General features: G+C 50.9%; 8 protein-coding genes. 3 read left to right on the forward strand and 5 right to left on the reverse strand.

Features of this window, described 5'->3' with window-relative positions:
- Nucleotides 1–4 precede the first annotated feature (4 nt).
- The 3 genes from J2Y43_RS26260 (at nucleotide 5) to J2Y43_RS26270 (ending at nucleotide 2,547) form a co-directional block, all read left to right on the forward strand.
- A complete protein-coding gene (locus J2Y43_RS26260; RefSeq protein ID WP_309989951.1) occupies nucleotides 5–937 on the forward strand; it encodes a homoserine kinase in 933 nt (310 codons plus the stop codon).
- A gap of 249 nt (nucleotides 938–1,186) precedes the next feature.
- Nucleotides 1,187–1,513, forward strand: a complete 327-nt coding sequence (locus J2Y43_RS26265) for an iron-sulfur cluster assembly accessory protein (RefSeq protein WP_309989948.1) — start codon at nucleotides 1,187–1,189, stop codon at nucleotides 1,511–1,513.
- Between the two features lie 134 nt (nucleotides 1,514–1,647).
- Nucleotides 1,648–2,547 (forward strand): sugar phosphate nucleotidyltransferase, encoded by a 900-nt coding sequence (locus tag J2Y43_RS26270; protein ID WP_309989945.1) that lies wholly within the window; start codon nucleotides 1,648–1,650, stop codon nucleotides 2,545–2,547.
- Between the two features lie 115 nt (nucleotides 2,548–2,662).
- Here J2Y43_RS26270 and J2Y43_RS26275 read toward each other — a convergent pair whose 3' ends face one another.
- From J2Y43_RS26275 to J2Y43_RS26295, 5 genes are all read right to left on the reverse strand, one after another.
- On the reverse strand, nucleotides 2,663–6,724 hold the full coding sequence (locus tag J2Y43_RS26275) for an FG-GAP-like repeat-containing protein (RefSeq protein WP_309989942.1): 4,062 nt from the start codon (nucleotides 6,722–6,724) through the stop codon (nucleotides 2,663–2,665).
- A 174-nt stretch (nucleotides 6,725–6,898) separates the two neighbouring features.
- Nucleotides 6,899–10,996: an FG-GAP-like repeat-containing protein gene (locus J2Y43_RS26280; RefSeq protein WP_309989939.1), complete on the reverse strand. Its 4,098-nt coding sequence runs from the start codon at nucleotides 10,994–10,996 to the stop codon at nucleotides 6,899–6,901.
- 177 nt (nucleotides 10,997–11,173) lie between these two features.
- Entirely contained in the window at nucleotides 11,174–15,241 is a 4,068-nt protein-coding gene (locus J2Y43_RS26285; RefSeq protein WP_309989937.1) for an FG-GAP-like repeat-containing protein, read from the reverse strand.
- 233 nt (nucleotides 15,242–15,474) lie between these two features.
- Nucleotides 15,475–19,560, reverse strand: a complete 4,086-nt coding sequence (locus J2Y43_RS26290; protein WP_309989934.1) for an FG-GAP-like repeat-containing protein — start codon at nucleotides 19,558–19,560, stop codon at nucleotides 15,475–15,477.
- A gap of 176 nt (nucleotides 19,561–19,736) precedes the next feature.
- Entirely contained in the window at nucleotides 19,737–23,831 is a 4,095-nt protein-coding gene (locus J2Y43_RS26295) for an FG-GAP-like repeat-containing protein (RefSeq protein WP_309989931.1), read from the reverse strand.
- Nucleotides 23,832–23,940 lie beyond the last annotated feature (109 nt).

Below are 23,940 nucleotides of genomic sequence, written 5' to 3' on the forward strand. Positions count from 1 at the left end.
TACAGTGAATTCAGTAAAAGCTTTTGCGCCGGCGACAGTCGCTAATGTGTCGTGTGGATTTGATATTTTCGGGTTTGCCATTCAGGAGCCGGGGGACACCGTTGAGTTGACCAAGCGGGATGAGCCGGGCGTTGTCATTACGGAAATTACGGGTGATGAGGGGCGCTTGCCGCGGCAGGCTGAGAAGAATTCAGTTACGGTGGTGATGCTGGCTTTACTCAAACACCTGGGGATCAAAGACCTGGGTTGCGAAGTGGTTTTGCGTAAAAATATGCCGCTTGGCAGCGGAATGGGATCGAGCGCGGCGAGTGCGGTGGCGGGTGTGGTGGCGATGAATGAATTGCTGGGTAACCCGTTGAGCCGGAAAGAATTGTTGCCGTTCGCGATGGAAGGCGAGCGCATTGCGTCCGGTTCGGCACATGCGGATAATGTCGGGCCATCGCTTTTGGGCGGTTTTGTCGTGATCCGCAGCTACAATCCGCTGGATATCTTCACAATACCGGTTCCTGATGACCTGTATTGTACACTTGTGCATCCTGATATCGAGATCAATACCAAAGATGCACGCTTCATTTTACGCAACGAGGTTTCCCTGAAAAATACAATCGCCCAAATGGGCAATGTGGCAGGTCTGGTAGCCGGACTGATGAAAGCGGACTATGACCTGATCAGCCGCTCGATGGTGGATGTGATCATCGAACCCGTTCGTTCGATCCTCATCCCAGAGTTTAAAGACGTAAAGCAGGCAGCTATTTCCAATGGCGCGCTGGGATGCAGTATTTCCGGAGCCGGACCATCGATGTTTGCGCTTAGCCGCGGCATTGAGAATGCGCAGAATGCCGGAAAAGCCATGCAGGAGCGGTTTGCGAGTGCTGGAATTGAATCGGCCGTGCACGTTTCAGGCATTAACCAGGGCGGGGCGGTGATATTACAATGATCCGCCGTGGAACGGGGAATGAGTGAATGATTGAATGAGCCGTGGAACGGGGAATGGGTGAATGGGTCGTGGTGGAACGGGGGATGCGCGACCTTCTGACTACCAATATTACATCGCTATGCGATTTTTCCTGAAATCACAACCTGCCGCGAGTAATGACCGGGGGTGAATTACGTGTTTTCGACCACAATGTGAACTTTCAGGTTCGGTTAAAACGTTAATTTGGACAGGTAATAAAACATTAGAAAAATGGTTACGGTAAGCGATACAGCCAAAAACAAAATTGTAGAACTCCGCAAGGCTGACGGTTTTGACGACGATTATCAGATTCGCGTCGGCGTGCTGGGCGGCGGTTGTTCGGGTCTCACATACAACCTCGAATTCAACACCGAGTCGAAGCCGAACGATATGGTTTTTGAGGATAAAGGAGTGAAGATTATCGTAGACAAAAAGAGCCTCCTATACTTGGCCGGAACGACCCTCGATTTTACCGACGGGCTGAACGGAAAAGGCTTTCAGTTCATCAATCCCAACGCCACCCGCACTTGCGGATGCGGCGAGAGCTTCGCGGTATAATTAAATTATTAAAATATTTTATTTTGAAAAAACGCGCTCCGAAACCCGGAGCGCGTTTTTTTTATCGTTTTGAATGGGTTTATTTTGAACCGTCTTTTACACACCGCATTAAAGGAACGTTTAAATCCATTTGAATGAAACCAACTCTTTTGATTTTGGCTGCCGGCATCGGTAGCAGGTACGGAGGTATCAAGCAGCTCGACCAGTTCGGTCCCAACGGAGAAACCATCATCGATTATTCTTTATACGACGCCATTCGCGCAGGTTTTGGAAAAGTAGTATTTATCGTACGCCAGGAGATCAAAGACAGCGCCGAAGCGATTTTTGCCCCGAAACTCAAAGGTAAAATCGACTTCGACTTCGCGATCCAGGGTGTTCAATCCTACGTTCCCGAAGACCTCGGCGCCGTGGAGCGTACCAAACCTTGGGGTACAGGCCATGCTACCCTTTGCGCCTGGGAGCAAACCGACACGCCGTTTGCGGTGATCAACGCTGACGATTTCTATGGTCGTGATGCATTCGAAACCATGGCTAAGTTCCTGCAAACCGATACCAACGACAAGCAGCACGCTATGATTGGCTACGAGCTGAAACGCACGCTTTCCGAAAACGGCACCGTCTCACGCGGCGTATGCGTGGAGCGCGAGGACCACAACCTCGAATCCGTGGTGGAACGTACCAAAATCTTTGAAGAAAACGGTGTAATCTATTTCGAAGAGGGCGAAACCCGCACCGAGCTCGCGCCTGAAACACCGGTTTCGATGAATTTCTGGGGCTTCAAACCGTCGATGTTCCCGATCACGAAAGAACTCTTCGAAAAATACGCCCGCGAAAATATCAACACCCCCAAAGCCGAATTCTACATCCCGACCGTGATGACGCACATCATCAAAAGCGGCCTGGGCGATTGCCGCGTGTTCCGCATCGCTTCGGACTGGTTCGGGGTTACCTATCCCGAGGACAAGCCATCGGTGCAAGCATCGCTGAATGCATTGCATGAGGCAGGGGCTTATCCTTCGAAGTTGTGGGAGTAATGCATTGCTGAAAAGTTTCTTTTGAAACTGGTATGGACTTAACTAAAAGGCGTTCGCGAAACTCGCGGACGCCTTTTGCATTACATCTAAACCTTATTTATGAAGTTTTTTTGTATTATCTGCGGATCAGTATTTGTCGGGTGGTGAGCGAGCCATCCGTTTCGGTGATGATCAGAAAATAAGCGCCTTCGGAAAGTTTACTCACATCCACGGATGATCGAAGCTCATTCGATTGATATACCACCGATCCGGTTGCTGTGAGGATTCTCAAACTTTGGATGTGGTCTTTGTCCTTGAAATCGATATTCAACCGATTGGAAACGGGGTTCGGATAAACCGTAGCCGATTCCAATGCTTCACCCTCACCCAAATGGGTAGCTTTCCTTTCGATAGCTTCCGATAAATCATTCCCTTCTTCGTCCGGCACAGGATTGGTACTATTGCCCATCAAGTAGGCTGGTAGATACCGCCAGGGGCCATAAGACTGCCCGGTCAATGCCAAAACCGGATCATATTTGACACGTACCCGCACCTTGGTACCTGACCCTTGCTTGTCGATCACATTTTTCAGCTCCAATCCTGTGGTACCCAGGTTCGAATAGGCGTTTTGCGAACTGGTCGATTGGGTACTGTTGGTAATGCGGTTGTTGCTACCCTTAGAAAAGCCTTGTCCTGTCGGCCTGGTTTCCCATACCAGCTTACCTTTGTTGCGGCCCGTGAAGGATTTGGCGAACAGACCTGCGCCGAAGTTGGGTTGAGGGAATTGGGTGTGGTTGATGGGGGTTGTGAGGTCGGTGTTGTAGAGGCGGAGGTTGTTAATGATATCAGTGCCATTCCCACCTTTATAAAGAAAAGCAGAGCCTTTGCTGTTGGAAAAAGGGGCTCCTACTATGACGTCAGAATAGCCATCTCCATTCGCATCACCTGCATAGGCCACAGATGTTCCCATTTGTGAATTTGCGGTATTACTTTCGAATTTGACGGGAATTTGTGAATATATTCCTGTTAACGATCCAAAATACATAAAAGCAGAACCTGCATTTGTGAGGGAATAATTGACAGCTCCAACTATTAAATCTCCATAGCCGTCTCCATTATAATCTCCGGCAGCGGAAACGGAATTGCCGAAATAAGACGGTTCGCCAATCGTTAGGATTGTTTTCAAGGAATTATTATTTATACCGCTGGACGAGCCGTAGTACGTTAGAGCAGCGCCTTCACCAGCTTGAGTTGTCGGACAACCAACGATGATATCTCCATATCCGTCGCCGTTTAAATCTCCGGCAGTCGATACACTGTATCCCATCCAAGCTTGATTTACATTGTTTTCCAGTGTTGTGTTCGTATTGCCCACTCCCGAAACAGAACCGTAAAATATTAGTGCGGCTCCTTCCGACGTTTGTGAGTTGCTGTAAAAAGGTGCTCCAACGATTATATCGTCAAAACCATCTCCGTTCACATCCCCGGCACTCGCAGCAGAAAACCCTAGCTCTTCTGCATTTTGGTTACCTTCTATGATGAAGGCGGGTGCGGTAGTAATCCCTTGATTGGATCCATGATAAATAAATGCGGCCCCTTCGTCAAATTGTTTGTCATAGTTAGGGTCGCCAACAACGACATCATCATAACCGTCGCCATTCACATCACCAGCGTTGGAAACAACCCAGCCAAAAGAACACTGTGTTTGATTTGCGTTTTTTAAAACAGAAAATGTGTTCGGGTTGATGCCTTGGCTTGACCCATAGAAAATTAGGGCCGCTCCCTCGATCAGTCCTTTTTGCGCATCCCAACTGACGAAGTAGGATGGATCTCCGATGATAACATCAGAATAGCCGTCCCCATTAATATCTCCCGCTCCCGAGACTGAATAGCCCAAAAGATGGCTTCCCTGAATATGTTCAATTTTCGTAACTGAATTAACATCTATACCCCATGCTGCACCGTAATAAATGTACGCCGCGCCCGAGTTGGGCTGTCCGCTGTCGAATTCCGAAGCTCCGACAATTATGTCGCTGAAACCGTCTCCATTTACATCGCCCGCACTAGCGACTGATTGTCCAAAATTGCAGTAGTTGTCCTGATAGCCGTTCAGCTCTCTCAAATTAGTATTTGTACTGGCGGCTTGCCCATACCAAATAAACACACTCCCCTCATCGGTCTGCCCATGATCAAATGCATAACTCCCCACCAGCACATCACTGAATCCATCCCCATTCACATCGCCAGCCGGAGCCACGGCACTACCCAGCCAGGCGTCAACCTGATTGCTTTCCATAATCGAGACCGGCGTTGCATTGAGTCCGTTTTGAGAACCCTGGTAAATGAATGCCGCACCTTCATTAACCTGTCCCTTGTCGTAGTATCTGGCCCCGACGATTAAATCTGCAAATCCATCCGCATTCACATCACCTGCACAGGCCACGGAAATACCGAACTGCGCTTCAATCTGATCGCTTTCAAGCGTTTGAGAGGCAACAGTGCTGACTCCATTGACCGAGCCGAGATGTATCATAACAACACCTTCGTTGCTGCTCCCCTTGTCGTATTGGTAGGCACCAAGTGCAATATCAGAAAAGCCGTCCCCGTTCACATCGCCTGCGGACGAGAGCGCATGCCCGAGCCGGGCGTCGGCCTGGTTGCCTTCAATAACCGTCGGATTGGCCGTTACGACTCCGTTAGCCGAACCTTTGAAAACAAATGCGGCACCTTCCAGGGCTTGTCCGTTACTGTAAAGCCGCGCTCCGGCCACTACATCGCTGAACCCGTCGCCATCCACATCGCCCGCACCTGCCACGGCAAAGCCCATCATAGCGCCGGGCTGGTTGCATTCCAGTAGTTCGAATGTGCCCAGACCATTGGCTGTTCCGTAGTAAAGCAAGGCTGCTCCCTCATTATTTTCGCCGTGATCGTATTGATGTGCACCAACTAAAATGTCACTAAAACCATCACTGTTTACGTCGCCGGCGACCGCCGCCGAAATCCCCAGATTCGCTTCTGCTTGAAAAGTGTATAAGGGTTGAACGGATCCATTGCTTAGTCCCTGAGAACTCCCATAATAGACAAATACTGCCCCCTGATTGCTCAGCGTATAGTCATAATAGGGTGCGCCGACTAATACATCGCTATAACCATCTTTATTAATGTCGCCCGCGTTGCTTACGGAATAGCCCATTTGGGCACCCGCTTGATTGAATTCCAGTGCCTTAGCGGCGAGGCTGATCCCCCCCGCCGTGCCGGGGTAGAGGAAAGCGGCACCCTCGTCGGCCTGGCCGTTGTCGTATTTGGGAGCGCCAACGAGCACGTCGCTGTAACCGTCTCCGTTCACGTCGCCTGCGGTGGAAACCGAAAAGCCCAGCCAGGCAGAGGTTTGGTTAATCTCCAATGTTTTGTCAGCGTTGGCAGGGTTGCCATTGGCGATGATCGGGTCGATGGTGACGGGGTAGGTTGCGTTAGACACGTCGACATTGATTTCAATCTGCTTTCCGGAAAGTACAATACCCGCAGTAAGAGGCTTGCCATCCGCGTCCCAGCATTTCAAGTCGCTGTATGTGAGGCGATCGGTTTGCTTGCCGCCATTATCGGAATAGAATACTAAGTGATCACTATCCTGCTGTCGCGCATGCAGGCCGTATAATGACAGGCGCACGGACAATTCCCCCGTATGTGCAGGCGCCCGGGCGATTATGAAGTTCTGCCGGATACCTGCCTGATTATTGATGAATTCTTCGGCGAAGCCCTGGTGTGTGATTGCCACCGTGTCGTTACTGTTGTGGGAAACAGCGTCCGATTCTGCTTTGGCGATTAGGTGTCCGTCCGCATAGATTCCCTCATTGACGAGCTCCATTCGAAAATTCTGACCTATCGAGTCGATGCGGTTTTGAATGGAAAGCTTTCCGGGGCGGTAATAGGCCCTCAGGTTGTGCACCCGGTTAGGGCTCTGCAATGCGTGATGCGCTGAATCGAAAGTAATGTGATACTCTCGTTTCGCAATTTCGTTTTGAATGCTGGTTAATGTGCTACCCGTCGGATCATTCTTCAAAGAAGGCTTCGACATCTCCGGTTGAATGGAGAAGGTTTGCTTCTCTCGATTACTGACCAGCGAAGCGAGAACCAGAAATATTGCAAAAGCCGCAATTGCGGCCGTGCTTCCAATGATAGTAGCGTAGTGCTTTTTCATAATCTTGTCCGGTTTTGATTTAAAGAGGTAATACTCCGATCGAGCTTACAAGTTGATAATGAGCGGGATTGAAATCAGAAAGCGATGTCCGATCGGCTGGAAATCATTGACCCTTCGGAAATAAAAAATGCTTCCCGGAATTTCCGGGAAGCATTTTGAACACGAGTCGTCCTATTATTTTCTGATCAAAACCTTGTGAGAAGTTTTGGAACCGTCTTTCCGGTTGATTACCAGAATATACGATCCTGCCGGCAGGTGTTTTACGTCTACCTCGCTTTGTGGCATAGCAGATGTGAAGGCCATTGTGCCGTTTGTTGAAATCAATTGCAGCGAGGCAACCTGATCCGGGTTGGTGGATTGGATAAACAGGCGGTCCGATACGGGGTTGGGGTATACGGTAACCCTTTCGCTGCGCTCTGTATTTTCAAGAGCGTGTTTTGGGACAAAAATTTCGTTTGAAACTTCCTCCGGTACAGTAAGGGGCTGTATATAAATAATAGGTTTTGACGAATATCGCCATGGGCTGTAACGCTGGCCCGTCAAGGCGGTTGTCAATTCATATTTTACCCGGCCGCGTATGCGAAATGATGAACCCACGGGCTTTGCAACGAGCTCTTTGAACTCATACGGAGGGAGGCTGTAAAAAGCCATTTGTCCATTGTCAGTCTTGGTGCTTGTCGTGATGGGATAATCTTTGGGATTGCCTGCAACACAGGAGAATTTTTGGCCCGGCGTGGCAAAATCCCACATCATCCTGCCATTGTTACGTCCGGTAAACGAGGTGCCGGTTAGGCCGAGACCAAAGCTTACGTTGGTGGCTTGTTGGTAACTCATCGGGCTGCTCAGGTTGCCATTATAAAGTCGGAGGTTGTTGCGCTTGTTCTGCCAGACGTTACCGTGGTTCCCGTTGTTGCCAAAATAAGCCCAGCAACTTCCGCTGTTGACGGTGCCGCCCTGGTTGTAGTTTGGAATACCTACAACAAAATCACCATATCCGTCGCCGTTAAGATCGCCACCGCCTGAGACTGACGCTCCCATGTGTGCAAGAAGCTGGTTACTTTCTGTGTTGAAACTGCTGGTGAAATTTACACCATCGGGTGAACCGTAGAATACCCATGCCCCACCTTCATTGCTGCTGCCATTGCCGTAAAAAGGTGCTCCAACGATCACGTCGTCATAGCCGTCGGCATTCACGTCCGTATTGCCTCCAACGGACCTGCCGAAATACGCACCGGCCTGGTTGACTTCCAGGTTGGTTTTATTCGCCGAAGTACAGCCGGTACTGGAGCCATAAAATACGGTCGCCCGTCCTTCGTCATTCTGACCGTTGTCATACTTGTCTGACCCAACAACAATATCACCATATCCGTCGCCATTTACATCCCCTGCACCGGCAACGGAGATGCCCATGTTGGCATCGGGGACATCAAGTTCCAGTAAATTATTGAAGATAGCATCAGTTGCAATGCCGGACGCGGAGCCACGCCAAATAAATACGGCCCCTTCTCCGTTCTGGCCTATGCTAGCCTGATTGGCTCCAACGATGATATCACTATACCCGTCACCATTTGTGTCCGCAGAGGACAAGCTGTTACCAATATGGGTATTGGCAACTCCGGAATTTACACCAGTTGGGTTTAGATTAAGACCAACACCGGCACCGAGGTAAATATATACCATTCCCGTGCCTGGGGCGTTCGGTTTGGTGGCGTTGGGAACACCTATAATAATATCATCAAAGCCGTCCCTATTAATGTCACCAGCTCCTGACACTGCAGTACCGAAACCGGAATTTCCGCCGCCAAACAGTTCGACAGGGATCCCGGCACCCGCATTTTTGGGAGCGCCGAAAATCACATACACACCGCCAACATTTACTCCACTCGTAGCACCGGGTGCGCTCACAATGATGTCGTCCAAACCATCGCCATTAACGTCTCCCGCTCCTGAAACCGCCGAGCCGAACTTGGCATTATTGCCAGTGCCTTTCCATAATATCTGAAAGGCTGTTCCGGTTGTCGCATCGCCATAGTGGATAAACAAAGCTCCCTGATCCGTATAACCGTCGTCATAATTCGGGGCGCCAACAGCAATATCGTCAAGGCCGTCGCCGTCCAGGTCTCCCACGATGCTCACAGAGGTACCTGCCGACGCTCCGCTGACGGCATTTAAGGTGGCCACTTTCGCGGTAGCCCCTGGTGCATCGGGTTTACCATTGTAGATCACCACAATCCCTTCGTCGTTTTGGCCATTGTCATAGGTAAATACGCCTACAACAATATCACTATAACCATCACCATTCACATCGCCGGCGCTGGCTACTGCATTACCCATCCAGGCTTCGCCTTGGTTACTTTCAATGACGGCATTGGCAGTTTGGCTTACCCCGGTTGGCGAGCCGTTGTGTATAAACACCGCCCCTTCGTTGGCCTGCCCATTGTCGTAAAAGCGGGCTCCGATAATAATATCGCCGTATCCGTCGCCGTTGTGATCGCCGGCGGCGTTGACGGCAAAGCCCATCTGCGCCTCGATTTGGTTCCCTTCGATGGTTTTGGCAGCTGCCGGATTGACCCCATTAGCAGAACCATGGTGAATAAATACAGCTCCTTCGTTGGTCTGGCCATTGTCAAATAAATACGCTGCAAGAATGACGTCCGAATACCCGTCGCCATTGACATCCCCCGCGGTGGATAGGGCGTGACCCAGTCGTGCGTCGATCTGATTGCTTTCGATAATTTGAGGCGGACCATTTTGGAGAACAGGAGTTGAAAGCACCGAACCTTTGTAAATAAATACGGCTCCTTCATAAGTTTCCCCGTTACTGTAAAGCCGGGCTCCGACCATGATGTCGCTGGCACCGTCGTTGTTGACATCTCCTGCACCTGCCACCGCGTAGCCCATCATGGCTCCCGGCTGGCTGCCTTCGAGAATTTCCGGCGAATTGAGTTGCAGCCCATTAGGCGATCCATAATAGAGAAAGGCGGCACCTTCATTTACCTGATCGTGGTCATACAAGTGCGCACCGATCAACACATCGCTGTACCCATCGGCGTTGACGTCGCCAGCCAGTGCCGTTGATATCCCGAACGCAGCACCTGCCTGGTCGGCTTCCAGGATGGTAAAGTTGACAGCGCTTACCCCGTTTTGCGATCCCAGGTACAATTGAACAATCCCCTCGTTCTTCTGCTGCTTATCGTAGTAGGGGACGCCTACCAGAATATCGCTGAAACCATCGTTGTTGACATCCCCTGCACTCGAAACCGAAGTCCCCATCAATGCGCTATCCTGCTGCGCTTCCAGTACTTTTCCGTCTTTAAGGCCTAAACCGACCGTCGTGCCCAGGAAAACATATGCGGCTCCTTCGTCTGTCTGGCCGTTGTCGTATTTCGGCGCTCCTACCAGTACGTCGCTATACCCGTCGCCATTGATATCGCCGGCGCTTGCGACAGAGAAACCCAGCCATGAGTTGTTTTGGTTATTGTCGATAAGTTTATCTGCATTGTTAAGCGTGGTGTTGGCAAGAATCGGATCGATAGTGACCGGGAAGGCTGCGTTTTCCACATCCACCTTGATTTCTATGCGGTCATTCACATACGCCAGGCTGGCCTCGAGAGGTTGCTTGTCGGCATCCCAGCATTTCAGGTCGCTGTAAACGAGGCGGTCTTCCGTTTCTCCTTTTTGGTTGACCACAAAAAAGCGCAGCTCATTTTCTGCGCCATTGCGCACTTGCAGACCTGATGCAGCTAATTTCACCGTCAGCTCCCGGGTTCCTTTCGGTGCCTGTTCTATGATGAAATTTTGCCTTATCCCTTGCTCGTTATTGATAAATTCCTCCGAGAAGCTTCCATGATCTACTATCAGGTGGTTGTCCTTATTTTCCGGGGTTGCATGGTTTTGCGCCGTCATAACGCGCCGGCCATCGGCAAAGATCCCTTCATTGACCAGTTCCAACCTGAAATTGTATCCGCTGGAATCGACGCGGTTCTTGATGGAGAATTTCCCGGGCTTGTAGTAAGCTCTCAGGTTCTGTTGCCGGTTAGGGCTTTGCAAACACTGTGTTACTTCGTCAAAAGTAATGTTGTACTCCTTTTGGGCGATGGTAGCGCGGATATCCGCCATCACGTCTTTGGAAACTACGGAAGATTCCTGGGCAGCATTCGAGGTTTCTTTCTCCGACGGCAAGTCGGGAGCGGAGCCGGTGAAAATGTAGCCCACAGAAACTGATGCCAGCACCATTCCCGCGTAGAGAACGGACTTGTAACAATGTCTCATTGTGTGAATTGATTTTGGTAAAACAAAAGGTCGTGGCACAAACGCCGGGTTAAATTTTACGCTTATGGCAATCCATTTTCGAATCCGTTTAGCCGGATGGATGAAGCAATGATTTTAAGGCAAAAGGCGGCCTTCCCGGAATAGGGAAGCGCCGCCTTTCAGTCAATACAGGGGTGCCTATTTCTTTACAATCACCTTGTGAGAACTTTGGGAGCCGTCCTGCCGCGTGACCAGCAGCACATATACTCCCGGGTTCAGGCTTGTCACATCAATTTCTGCCGCCGGGTTTTGGGATTGATGAATCAGTCTTCCTGTCGGAGTAAGGAGCCGGACGCCACGGATCTGTTCCATGTTTTCTGTTTTGATGAACAGCTTGTCTGAAACCGGATTGGGATAGGGGACAACTGAAAGCCCGGACTCTTCGCTAATTTCCATCGCTTTTCTTTTGATCGTTTCGGCCATTGCTTCTTCCGGTACCGGGGCATTGTTGTAGCCCGCCAATTGAGATTGCAAGTACCGCCATGGGCCGTACATTTGGCCCGTAATCGCCAGCGCAGGCGAGTAGCGCACGCGTACGCGGAGTTTGGTGGAGATGCCGTTTTTTGCAATAGAGTTTCCTAATACTGTAGTGCCCCCCGTCATACCAGAGATACCCGAAATGCCCGTGAACAGGTTACTCGTTGTGATCGGACTGTTCCCCACTTTGGAGAAAGGCACTCCCGGTCCCATAGTTTCCCATACAAATTTGCCTTTGTTTCTTCCAATAAATGATTTTGCGGATAAAGTGCCAATGAAGCTGGGTTGGCTGAATTGGCTATGGTTGAGCGGAGTGACCAGGTCGCCGTTGAATAGCCGGACGTTGCTTTTCAGACCTTTGCTGTTGTTGCCGTAATAAACCGTCGCTGCCCCGACATCATTAGTCTGGTTGTGATTGGCATGCGGGGCGCCAACGATAATGTCGCTGTACCCATCTCCGTTAACGTCTCCTGCGCCGGCAACGGACGTCCCTAGTTTTGCATTATCCTGATTACTCTCGACGCTAAATGCTGCTATTGGTTTGACTCCTGCGGGCGATCCATGAAATACAAATGCTTTTCCTTTAATCATTGCAGCGACATTCTCAAAATCGGCGGCACCGGCAACAATATCGCTGTACCCGTCACCATTCACGTCCCCTGCGCCTTTAACTGAGAATCCGAATCCGCCGTCTGCGAGATTCTGTTCAAGGGTAATAGGTGCCGGGCTAACATCACTTATTCCATTTGATGAGCCGTAGTACACTATGACAGTTCCTTCATCAACCTCCGGTTTGTCAAAATAAGGTGCCCCTACTACAATGTCGCTAAATCCATCTCCGTTGACATCCCCGGCTCCTGAAACGGACCTGCCCATTTGAGCACCTATTTGATTACCCAGCAGAATTTTGGGATTATTACTCGATATTCCCTGATCGGAGCCATGGAAGACGTAGACTGCACCTTTGTAACTGTCGTAGCCGGAAGCTCCTACAACAATGTCGCTATATCCGTCTCCATTCACATCGCCGGCAGAAGAAACGGAGTTGCCCATATACGCATATTGTACGTTGGACTCAATAATTGCTTCATTGACAGGGCCGCTGGTAGAGCCATAATAGATATGTATAGCACCTTCGCCTCCCTCCCCGGCTGAGTATTTATTGTCCCCGATGACGATGTCGGCATAACCATCCCGATTGAGATCGCCTGCACCTGAAACTGCACATCCAAAATCGCGTTGCGGTATATTGCCCTCCAATTGTTTGACTGATGCAGGATTGATCCCTGCATTTGAGCCAAAGTATATGAAAGCGGCCCCTTCGCTCGCCTGGCCATTGGTATAATTATCGGCGCCCACAATAATATCATCATATCCATCACCATTGATATCGCCAGCCCCGGCGACAGATGTTCCGAAGTAGCTGTCGGGCTGATTTTTGCTCAACATGATCTGATTCCCCAGCTGAATCCCATCCATCGATCCATAATACACCAAGGCAACACCGCCAGTTGTACCATTGAAATCAAACTCTGGCGCCCCCATAATAACATCATCAAACCCATCGCTATTTACGTCTCCGGCACTCGCAACTGAGTAACCCATCAGGGCATCAGTAACGCTGCCCGAAAGCGTCACTGCCCCATTCGTACCAATCCCTTCCGCACCGCCATGGTAGATAAACGCATGGCCCTCATCCGTCTGGCCATTGTCAAACGTATAGCAGCCGATGATGATATCGCTGTACCCGTCCCCGTTCACATCCCCGGCGCTGGCGACGGCGGTGCCGAACCAGCCGTCGATCTGGTTGCTTTCTAATGTAGAAGCGGGGCCGCCGATGATGCCGTTTTTTGAGCCATGATAGACGAACACGCCACCTTCATTGAACTGCCCATTATCGTAATACTGGGCGCCGAGGAGGATGTCCGAGTATCCATCTCCATTCACATCGCCTGCGCAAGCCACTGATGAGCCCAATTGATCGTTGGGATTGCTGCCGTAGAAGGTTCTGATTGGTACCGGGTTGATACCGTTGGACGATCCGAGATGAAGGGCCACTTTGCCCTGATCCTTAAACTGCGAATCATCATAAAGATAGGCCGCTATAAGCACATCACTATACCCATCGCCATTCACGTCCCCTGCCGAGCTTACTTTGTTGCCCATGGCGGCATTGTATTGGTTTCCTTCTATTATTACTGGATTGTTTTTAAGCAGACCGTTACTGCTTCCGCGGTAGATGAAAGCAGCACCTTCCGCGTCCTGACCCTGGCCATTGGTATAGTAGCGTGCGCCTACGATGATGTCGCTGAATCCGTCGGCATCGACATCACCGGCAGGAGCGACAGAGTAACCGAACTTTGCATTGGCTTGATCTGAATGAAGTAATTGTTCCATTTTGCCTCCTGCTTGGGCACCATAGCAAACATAAGCGACTCCCTCGTTGATTTGATCAAACTTGGCGCCGTGGGCACCAATAATGATATCACTAAATCCATCACCATCTATGTCGCCGGCAGTCGCAACAGATATTCCACAATTGCTACCAGCATCGAATGTTGGGAAGTTGATAGGAGAATTGGTTGATATGCCTTGTGCAGAGCCATAGTACAACCTGGCTAGACCGTTATCTTGTTCGGCATTCAAGTCATAATAAGGTATTCCTACCAAAACATCACTAAACCCATCTCCATTAAAATCCCCTGCACTTGCCACAGAGTACCCCATTTGGGCACCAGCTTGATTACATTCAAGCGTTACGGCAGCCAAACTCAAGCCAACGGCAGTACCTGGGTATACAAAAGCCGCTCCTTCGTTGTCCTGCCCCAGGTCATACAGCGGTGCGCCCACGATCACATCGCTGTACCCGTCGCCGTTCACATCGCCCGCACTGGATACCGAAAAGCCGAGCCACATAGAGGTCTGGTTGACTTCGAGCACTTTATTGGCGTTTTGTGGCGTACCGTTGGCGATGATGGGATCGATGGTGACGGGGTAGGCGGCATCTGTTACGTCGACGCTGATCTGAATGCGGTTGCCTGCATAGGCAAGGCTCGCGCTTAGCGGCTTTTTGTTGGCGTCCCAGCATTTGAGGTCGCTGTAAACGAGCTCGTTACGAATGTGGCCGTTGGCTGTTTCGGAATAGAAGCGCAGCTCGTTGTCTGCACCTTGTTCTACTTTAAGACCTTTGGGATTCATTTTCACCTGCAACTGGCGGGTATCTTTCGGAGCGCTTTCAATGATGAAGTTTTGGCGGACGCCGTCTTCATTATTGATAAACTCCTCGGTGAATGCGTGGTGGCTGATCTGCACCTTGTTTTCGTGATGTTCAGCTTTCGCGCTGGCCTGGGGCGTGTAAAGGAGTTTCCCGTCAGCGAATACGCCTTCATTCACCAGCTCCATATTGAAACCCTCGCCGGTGGTGTCCACGCGCGTCTGAACCGTGAGCTTTCCCGGCTCGTAATAGGCGCGGATGTTGTTCCGGCGATTGGGACTTTGCAGCTTTTTCTTCTGCGCATCGTAGGAGATATGGTACTCCTGTTTTTCCAATGCGTTACGGATATCTGATAGGGTTGCCTGGGACACTTCCGCGGGTAATGCGGACGCTGCCTGTGTTTGGGCAGGGTTTCGTGGAAGTGACCGGCTGAGGCGATCAATGGAGTGAAAACCGGCAGCGAATGCCGCGAAAACCATTCCTACGTACAGAATGGGCATGTAACGATTTCTCATGTCAGAAATACTTTAAGTGAAACAATCGGTTACAAGGAGGGCGTACGCGAAGCGTTTGCGTAAAGTTTACCGATGCTTCAAAAGTGATTTCAAACTGTTTAGCCGCCGGGGGAAAGGGAATGATTTGCCGGCGTGGAAGCTGTAAGCGGTAGGCTTTAAGCTGTAAGCTATATGCTTGGCAACGCATAAGTAAAACGCCTCCCCACGGTACGGGGGAGGCGTCGGAGAGGGGGCTATCGCCGGATCAATACCCGGTGCGATGTACTTGTGCCGCTGGCCCGGTTGAGCATGAGGATATAAACGCCTCCGGGTAATTTGCTTACGTCGATATCCTTCTCAAACCGTGGCGATTGATACAAAAGCTTGCCTGCCGTATTGAAAAGCCTGACCGAGCGGATGTCGCCTGGATTTGTTGCCTGAATAGATAGCCTGTCCGAAACCGGATTGGGAAACAACGCCACTGCCGATTCGCGAGAGGCTTCCGGATTGGCTTTATGAGTGATGGTTTCAGCCATCGCCTCTTCCGGAACCGGTGCATTGTTGTAACCAGCCAATTGGGATTGCAGGTACCGCCATGGCCCGTACATTTGCCCGGTGAGCGCCAGCACAGGCGAGTAGCGCACGCGCATGCGGAGTTTGGTGGCGATCCCGGTTTTTACAATTGGAGCCCCAAGTAGAGAGCCAGTAGAGGAGAGATTGGCAAGAATCCCCGCTCCCGTGAATTGGTTGCTCGTCGTGATCGGATTGGTGCCGATTTTGGAGAATGGTACGCCCGGCCCCATTGTTTCCCATACAAGCTTGCCTTTGTTTTTTCCAATAAATGATTTTGCAAACAAACTGCCTACAAAGTTGGGCTGGTTGAATTGGTTATAATTGAGCGGCGAGGATAGATCTGTATTGAACAGCCGGACGTTGTTTTTCAGGCCCTTGCCGTTGTTGCCGTAAAGTACATGCATTCCCCCTCCATCGTTAAAATGCGGCATTCCCACCAGCACGTCGCTGTATCCGTCACCGTTCACATCGCCGGCACCGGCAACGGAGGTCCCTAATTCTATGTCGTTCTGCTCACCTTCAATGCTGAAAGAAGCAGTCGGTTTGACGCCGCTTGGTGAGCCATGAAACACGAAAGCTTTTCCTTCCTCAGTATTGCCATTAGAAAGATACTTGGCACCGATAATGACATCCCCATAGCCATCGCCGTTGACATCACCTGCACTTTGGACAGCGCTGCCAAACCGCGCATTGGCTACATTTGCTTCCAGGATCGATGGCCCCGGGTTTGAATCGATATTGCCTGTGCTATTTCCATAGTAAACAAATGCGACCCCTTCGTTCAACTCGTTTTTATCATAGTACATAGCTCCCACGATAACATCTCCAAAGCCATCGGCATTGACATCACCGGCTGAGGCGACAGACGTCCCGAACCATGCATTGGCCTGGTTTTTTTGAAGGACCTTCCCGGCCGTATTGATTCCGCCACTGGTTCCCAGGAATATATAAGCCGCGCCTTCCTGTACTTCTCCCAGCGTGGCGGAGTAAGCACCGACGATCACGTCGGCATACCCGTCGCCGTTTACATCGCCGGCGGAGGAAACGTCATTTCCGAAGCTGGAACTGGCGTCGTAGCCCTGTATGGTCACCGGGTTTGTCGCACCGTTGTTCTGGCTACCATAGTAGATGTAGGCAGCGCCATAAATGTTCTGGCCGACGGCGAAATTGGGCGAGCCTATGATCACGTCCGCAAATCCATCCCGATTGATATCTCCCGCACCGGAGACGGATGCCCCGAAGCCGGCATTGGCAACGTCCTTTTGCAAAGTTTGACTGGTATTTGGATTGATACCCGAATTGGAACCTTTGTAAATAACCGCAATGCCCTCTTTACTATTTCCTTCGGTGTAATCGCGGGCACCAATAATAATGTCGCCATAGCCATCACCATCAATATCGCCCGCCCCGGCGACAGAGGTGCCGAAATGGCTGCCAGGTTGGTTTTTGCTTAAAATCAAATAGTTACCCGTATTGATGCCGGTAAGTGAACCGTAGTACACAAGAGCTACTCCACCCGACTGGCCCATGTAGTCATAATCCGGCGCACCCATTATAATGTCATCGAATCCATCACTATTCACATCCCCTGCGCTTGCCACGGAGGAACCCGCTAATGCACCATAAATGCTGCCTAGCGACAATGTCGTCAATTCATTTGTGCCTACACCTTCTGCTCCGCCATGGTAAAGGAATACATGCCCTTCGTCTTTCTGGCCGTTGTCAAAGGTGTAGCAGCCTATCAGAATATCGCTGTACCCATCGCCGTTCACATCCCCGGCGCTAGCGACTGCGGTTCCGAACCAACCGTCGGCCTGGTTACTTTCCAGAGTGGAAGCCGGAGGGCCGACTATGCCATTTTTCGAGCCGTGACAGACGAAGACAGCCCCTTCGTTGAATTGGCCGTTATCATAATACTGAGCGCCGAGGAGAATATCGGAATAGCCGTCCCCGTTCACATCGCCAGCACAGGCAATCGAGGAGCCCAGACGGTCGTCGATATGACCACCAGCAAAGGTTCTGACCGGCTGAGCGGTGATGCCGGTTGAGGATCCCATATGCAGGAATACCCTCCCTTCATCTTTAATTTGTGTGGCGCTGTACTGGCCGTCATACAAATAAGCACTAATAAGCACATCACTATACCCGTCTCCATTTACATCCCCAGCCGAGCACACTTTGTTACCCAAGGCGGCGTCATATTGATCGCCTTCAATGACAACCGGATTTCCGGTGTCGAGGCCACTTGCCGTTCCGCGATAGATGAACGCAGCACCTTCCCCGTCCTGCCCCTGGCCATTGGTATAATACCTGGCTCCTATAATTACATCACTGAATCCGTCCGCATCGACATCGCCAGCACCCGCCACGGAATAGCCGAACTTCGCATTGGCCTGGTCGGCAGCCAGTTGTTGGGTTGTTTTGTAATTTGCGGAAGCTCCGTAGTATACGAGGGCTATTCCCTGATTATTTTTTTGACCAAAATCACTTGAATGTGCGCCTACGATGATATCACTGTATCCATCCGCATCGATATCGCCTGCCGTAGCCAATGCTATGCCGCAGAAGTCGCCGGAGTTTCCTGTGAAAAAATTCATGGGAACGGAGTTGTCCTTAATCCCTTGTGCAGACCCGAAATAGAGTTTCGCCATCCCATCATTCTGTCCGTTAATGTCATAGTAAGGAATCCCCACCAACACATCACTGTATCCATCCCCATTGAAATCGCCAGCGCTGGCAACGGTGTATCCCATTTTAGCACCGACCTGGTTGCATTGCAACGTTACCGCAGCGAGGCTCAACCCCTGTGCAGTGCCCGGATATATGAAGGCCGCACCTTCACCATCCTGGTTTAGGTCATACTCTGGAGCGCCCACGATCACATCGCTGTATCCATCCCCGTTCACATCACCCGCGCTGGACACCGAGAAACCCAGCCACATATAACTCTGGTTGATTTCCAGGATTTTGTTGGCGTTCTGCGGGGTACCGTTAGCGATAATCGGGTCGATGGTGACGGGGTAGGCGGCGGCTGCAACGTCTACGCTGATCTGGATGCGTTTATCCACATAGGCTAGGGTTGCATTCAACGGTTTTTTGTTGGCGTCCCAGCATTTGAGATCGCTGTAAACGAGTTCGTTGCGGGTATTTCCGTTGGAGGATTCGGAATAGAAGCGTAGTTCGTTGCCGGAGCCTTGTTCTACTTTCAGGCCTTTGGCGGTCATTCTTACCTGCAATTGGCGGGTGCCTTCCGGGGCGCTTTCTACAATGAAGTTTTGGCGGACGCCGTCTTCATTGTTGATGAACTCTTCGATGAATGCATTGTGGCTGATCTGCACTTTGTTTTCGTGGTGCTTGGCCTTTGCGGTGATTTCGGGCGTGTAGAGCAACTTCCCGTCGGCGAATACCCCTTCATTCAAGAGTTCCATCTTGAAACCCTTGCCGGTGGTGTCTACACGTGTCTGGACGGTAAGTTTACCCGGCTCGTAGTAGGCCCGGATGTTGTTTCTGCGGTTCGGGCTTTGCAGCTTCTTCTTTTGCTCGTCGAAGGAAATGTGGTATTCCTGCTTTTCCAGCGAGTTGCGGATATCTGCCAACGTTGTTTCCGACAGGGCCGTTTTCGACAAAGCCGTCTCAGGCATTTGAGCAGGTAATGCGGTGGCTGGCCGTGTTAGGGGCCGGCCTAGGCGGTCGAGGTATTGAAAACCGGCAGCGAAAGCTGCCAAGGCCATTCCGACATACAGAACAGGCAGGTAGCGACTTTTCATAGAAGCGATATTTTAGGTGATACAATCAGGTTACCGGGCGAGACGCCGGTGTAAATTTTACCGATACTTCAAAAGTGATTTCAAACCGTTTAGCCGCCGGGTGGAATGGAATGATTAGACGGTATATGAAAAAAAGAACGCCTCCCCACGGCACGGGGGAGGCGTCGGAGAGGGGGCTATCGCCGGATCAGAACCCGGTGCGATGTACTTGTGCCGCTGGCCCGGTTGAGCATGAGGATATAAACGCCTCCGGGCAGTTTGCTTACGTCGATATCTTTTTCGTATCGCTGCGATTCGAAAACGGGTGTCCCGCTGGTATTGTAAAGGCAGACACCGCGAACGTCGGACGGATCAGAGACTTGAATTGACAAGCGATCCGAAGCCGGGTTAGGAAACAGGGAAACGGAAGTTTCGATTTCCGGCTCGACTTTTCTTTTGATCGTTTCAGCCATGGCTTCTTCCGGTACCGGTGGATTGGTGTAGCCTGCGAGCTGGCGTTGCACGTAGCGCCACGGGCCGTACATCTGGCCGGTGATAGCCAGGGTGGGGGAGTAGCGGACGCGTACGCGGACTTTGGTTACAAAATTGCCAACTTTGCCCTGAATGGATATCAGTTCGGTGCCTGAATACGGGATAACGATATTTCCAGAGATTGTCGAAAATGCGGTACTTGTTGTGATAGGATTGTTTCCTATTCTTGAAAACGCAATACCTGGCGCTTTCACTTCCCGAACATACTTTTCCTTATTGCTTCCGCCTAAAAATGATTTTGTAAACAATCCGATATTAAATTCTGAGTAATTAAAATTGGTATGGTTGATCGGAGTTAACGTGCTGGCATTGTAAAGCCGCACATTATTCCGCAACCCTTTGCCATTGTTGCCATAATAAACGAAAGTTACACCAGCGTCGGTAGCTTGTCCGTTATTGTAACCATTTGCGCCTGCAAGAACATCACTGTATCCGTCGCCGTTGACATCACCGGCTCCCGAAACCGCCTTGCCCAGAAGGTTATCGGCAGTATTACTTTCGTTGCTGAATGAACTGGCTGCTTTAGCACCATCGGGTGAACCTTGGTAAACAAATACATTTCCCTCATTACTTTGACCGACGGAAAAATTGGGCGCGCCTACAATTAGATCACTATACCCGTCTCCATTCACATCTCCGGCACAGTTGACCGACCATCCGAAGTAGGCCCCACTGACGTTTGCTTCCAGATAAGTTGGGGATGGGGTGACGTCATTGATGCCTCCCACTGTTCCATAATAGACAATCGCAGCACCTTCATTGGATTCGCCTTTATCGTAGTAGCGGGCTCCCACAATCACATCACTATATCCATCTCCATTCACATCTCCGGCAGAGGCCACTGAAAAGCCGAAACTGGCATCGATCTGGTTTCCTTCCAGACGCTTGTCGTAAGTCACATCAAGTCCCGAAGATGCCCCGAGGTAAATATAAGCAGCCCCTTCACCCTGCTCTCCGATAGCTGCGCCCCAGGCACCTACAATTACGTCGTTATACCCATCTCCGTTCACATCACCTGCCGAGGATACTGCTTCACCAAAGTGCGTATTGGTAAATCCGGTAAGGGTGACTTGATTCGCTGGGCCATTCACTCCTCCGTAGTAAACCAAAGCGATGCCTTGCGCGATATAGGTGGGTGCACCGATGATAATATCGGCATATCCGTCACGATTGATATCTCCCGCACCGGCAACCGCGTAACCAAAATCCGAATCGGCTTTATTCATTTGCAGTGCCTTGGGTTGTACGTTCAAATCGATACCCGATGCCGTGCCAAAGTACAAAAACACCACCCCTTCATTACTTTCTCCAATAGTGTACTCCTTGGCACCAACCAGGACGTCATCAAAGCCGTCTCCATTGGTATCACCTGCACCTGCCACGGAGCCGCCGAAGAAAGAGTTCGCCTGATCTTTTTGTAACAGGTGATAGGTATTGGTAATTAACCCATCGACAGAACCATAATAGACAAATGCAGCTCCTTCGCTGGGCTCTCCGTCATCATAATAGGGTGCTCCGACGACCACATCGTCGTAGCCATCCGCATTGACATCACCTGCACTGGCCACTGAAAAACCCATTTGAGCACCCGGTTTGCCGTTCGTGATTGTCAATGCATCCTTCGTGCCAATTCCTTCCGCACCGCCATTGTAAACAAACACATGCCCTTCGTCCGTCTGCCCACTGTCAAAAGTGTAGCAACCAACTAGGATATCGCTGTATCCATCCCCGTTCACATCCCCGGCGCTGGCAACGGCGGTGCCGAACCAGCCGTCGGCCTGGTTGCTTTCCAGCGTAGCGACCGGCTCTCCGACGATACCTACATTACCTTTTGATCCGTAGTAGACGAACACCCCACCTTCATTGAACTGGCCGTTATCGTAGTACTCAGCACCGAGTAGGATGTCGGAATAGCCGTCGCCATTCACATCGCCGGCACAGGCGATCGAGGAGCCCATATGGTCGTTATGCTTTCCGTAAAAGGTTCTGGATGGTTGCTGTTGTGCACTGATGCCGGTTGAGGATCCAAGGTACAGATTGACTATGCCATGGTCTTTCTCGTTCGCGACATTAAGGTCGAACAAATAAGCACTAATAAGCACATCACTATACCCATCCCCGTTCACATCCCCTGCCGAGCTTACTCTGTTGCCCATCGCGGCATTGTATTGGTTGCCTTCTATGATTGTCGGATTCCCCTGAAGACCGTTGCCTCCTCCGCGATAGATGAAAGCCGCACCTTCTGCATCCTGTCCCTGGCCGTTGGTATACCACCGTGCGCCTACGATAACATCACTGTATCCGTCCGCATCAATGTCTCCCGCGGGAGCGAGCGAGTAGCCGAATTGGGCATTTGCCTGGTTAATTTGAAGGGTCATTGAAGAAGCGGAATTTAAGTCTGTATTGGCATTCCCGTATTTTACCAAAACACTCCCTTCTTTGCTTTCTCCATTTGTATCTTGACTTGCTCCTATTAATAGGTCACTGAATCCGTCGCCGTTAATATCTCCAGCGGTGGCCACATTGATTCCCAGTAAGGCGCCCGCATGGCCGTTACCGATACCATAAGCAGTAATTGGGCCAGTAAAAAATGTACCGGCGCCAAGATAGAGGTTTACCCCTCCTTCATCGATGGCATTTCCGTCGTAATATGGTATCCCCACCAATACATCACTAAACCCATCCCCGTTAAAATCCCCTGCGCTAGATACGGAATATCCCATTTTGGCACCGGCCTGGTTGGATTTGAAGGTAACAGCTGTTAATGTCAAGCCGGCCGGACCACCTTTGTACACAAACACCCCTCCTTCGGCATCTTTGGTATAGTCGTAATCCGGCGCGCCCACGATCACATCGCTGTATCCGTCCCCATTCACATCACCCGCACTAGACACAGACCAGCCCAGGTGCATGGAGGTTTGGTTTACTTCAAGCACTTTGTTGGCATTTTGAGGCGTACCATTAGCGATAATAGGATCGATGGTAACGGGGTAGACAGCTCCCACTACATCCACGCTGATTTGAATGCGGTTATTCACATAAGCAAGGCTCGCGCTCAGCGGCTTTTTGTTGGCGTCCCAGCATTTGAGATCACTGTAAACAAGCTCGTTGCGGGTTTGGCCATCAGCTGCTTCGGAGTAGAAGCGCAACTCGTTGCCGGAGCCTTGTGCTACTTTCAGGCCTTTGGCCGTCATTTTTACCTGCAACTGGCGGGTGCCTTCCGGGGCGTTTTCGATGATGAAGTTCTGGCGGACGCCGTCTTCATTGTTGATAAACTCCTCAGTGAATGCGTCGTGGCTGATCTGCACTTTGTTTTCGTGGTGCCCGGCCTTTGCCTTAGCGTGGGGCGCGTACAACAGCTTGCCGTCGGCGAAGACGCCCTCATTGACCAGTTCCATTTTAAAGCCTTCCCCGGTGGTGTCAACACGGGTCTGGACGGTGAGTTTCCCCGGCTCGTAGTAGGCCCGGATGTTGTTGCTGCGATTGGGGCTTTGCAGTTTTTTCTTTTGCGCATCGTAAGAGATGTGGTACTCCTGCTTTTCGAGCGCATCGCGGATATCTGACAGGATCTTTTCGGAGGGCGCTGCTCCCGGCAGGGCCGCATGTAATGGGGAGGCTGTCTGTTTTTTAACAGGGTTTCGTGGCAGGGACCGGCAAAGGTGGTCGAAGGTGTGAAAACCGGCAGCGAATGCTGCCAGGGCCATTCCTGCGTACAGAATGGACATGTAACGACTTTTCATAGTCAGCAATCCTTTAAGTGAAACAATCGGTTACAAGGAGGGATACGTGAAGCGCTTTCGTAAAGTTTACCGATACTTCAAAAGTGATTTCAAACCGTTTAGCCGCCGG

Origin of the sequence: Dyadobacter sp. BE31 (assembly GCF_031457695.1) — a bacterium.
Classification (GTDB): Bacteria; Bacteroidota; Bacteroidia; order Cytophagales; family Spirosomataceae; genus Dyadobacter.

Bases quoted from the DNA above. Each gene is read 5' to 3' on its own strand.
- J2Y43_RS26270 (WP_309989945.1), top strand. From the start codon at position 1,648: ATGAAACCAACTCTTTTGATTTTGGCTGCCGGCATCGGTAGCAGGTAC.
- J2Y43_RS26280 (WP_309989939.1), bottom strand. From the start codon at position 10,996: ATGAGACATTGTTACAAGTCCGTTCTCTACGCGGGAATGGTGCTGGCA.
- J2Y43_RS26265 (WP_309989948.1), top strand. From the start codon at position 1,187: ATGGTTACGGTAAGCGATACAGCCAAAAACAAAATTGTAGAACTCCGC.
- J2Y43_RS26290 (WP_309989934.1), bottom strand. From the start codon at position 19,560: ATGAAAAGTCGCTACCTGCCTGTTCTGTATGTCGGAATGGCCTTGGCA.
- J2Y43_RS26295 (WP_309989931.1), bottom strand. From the start codon at position 23,831: ATGAAAAGTCGTTACATGTCCATTCTGTACGCAGGAATGGCCCTGGCA.
- J2Y43_RS26275 (WP_309989942.1), bottom strand. From the start codon at position 6,724: ATGAAAAAGCACTACGCTACTATCATTGGAAGCACGGCCGCAATTGCG.
- J2Y43_RS26285 (WP_309989937.1), bottom strand. From the start codon at position 15,241: ATGAGAAATCGTTACATGCCCATTCTGTACGTAGGAATGGTTTTCGCG.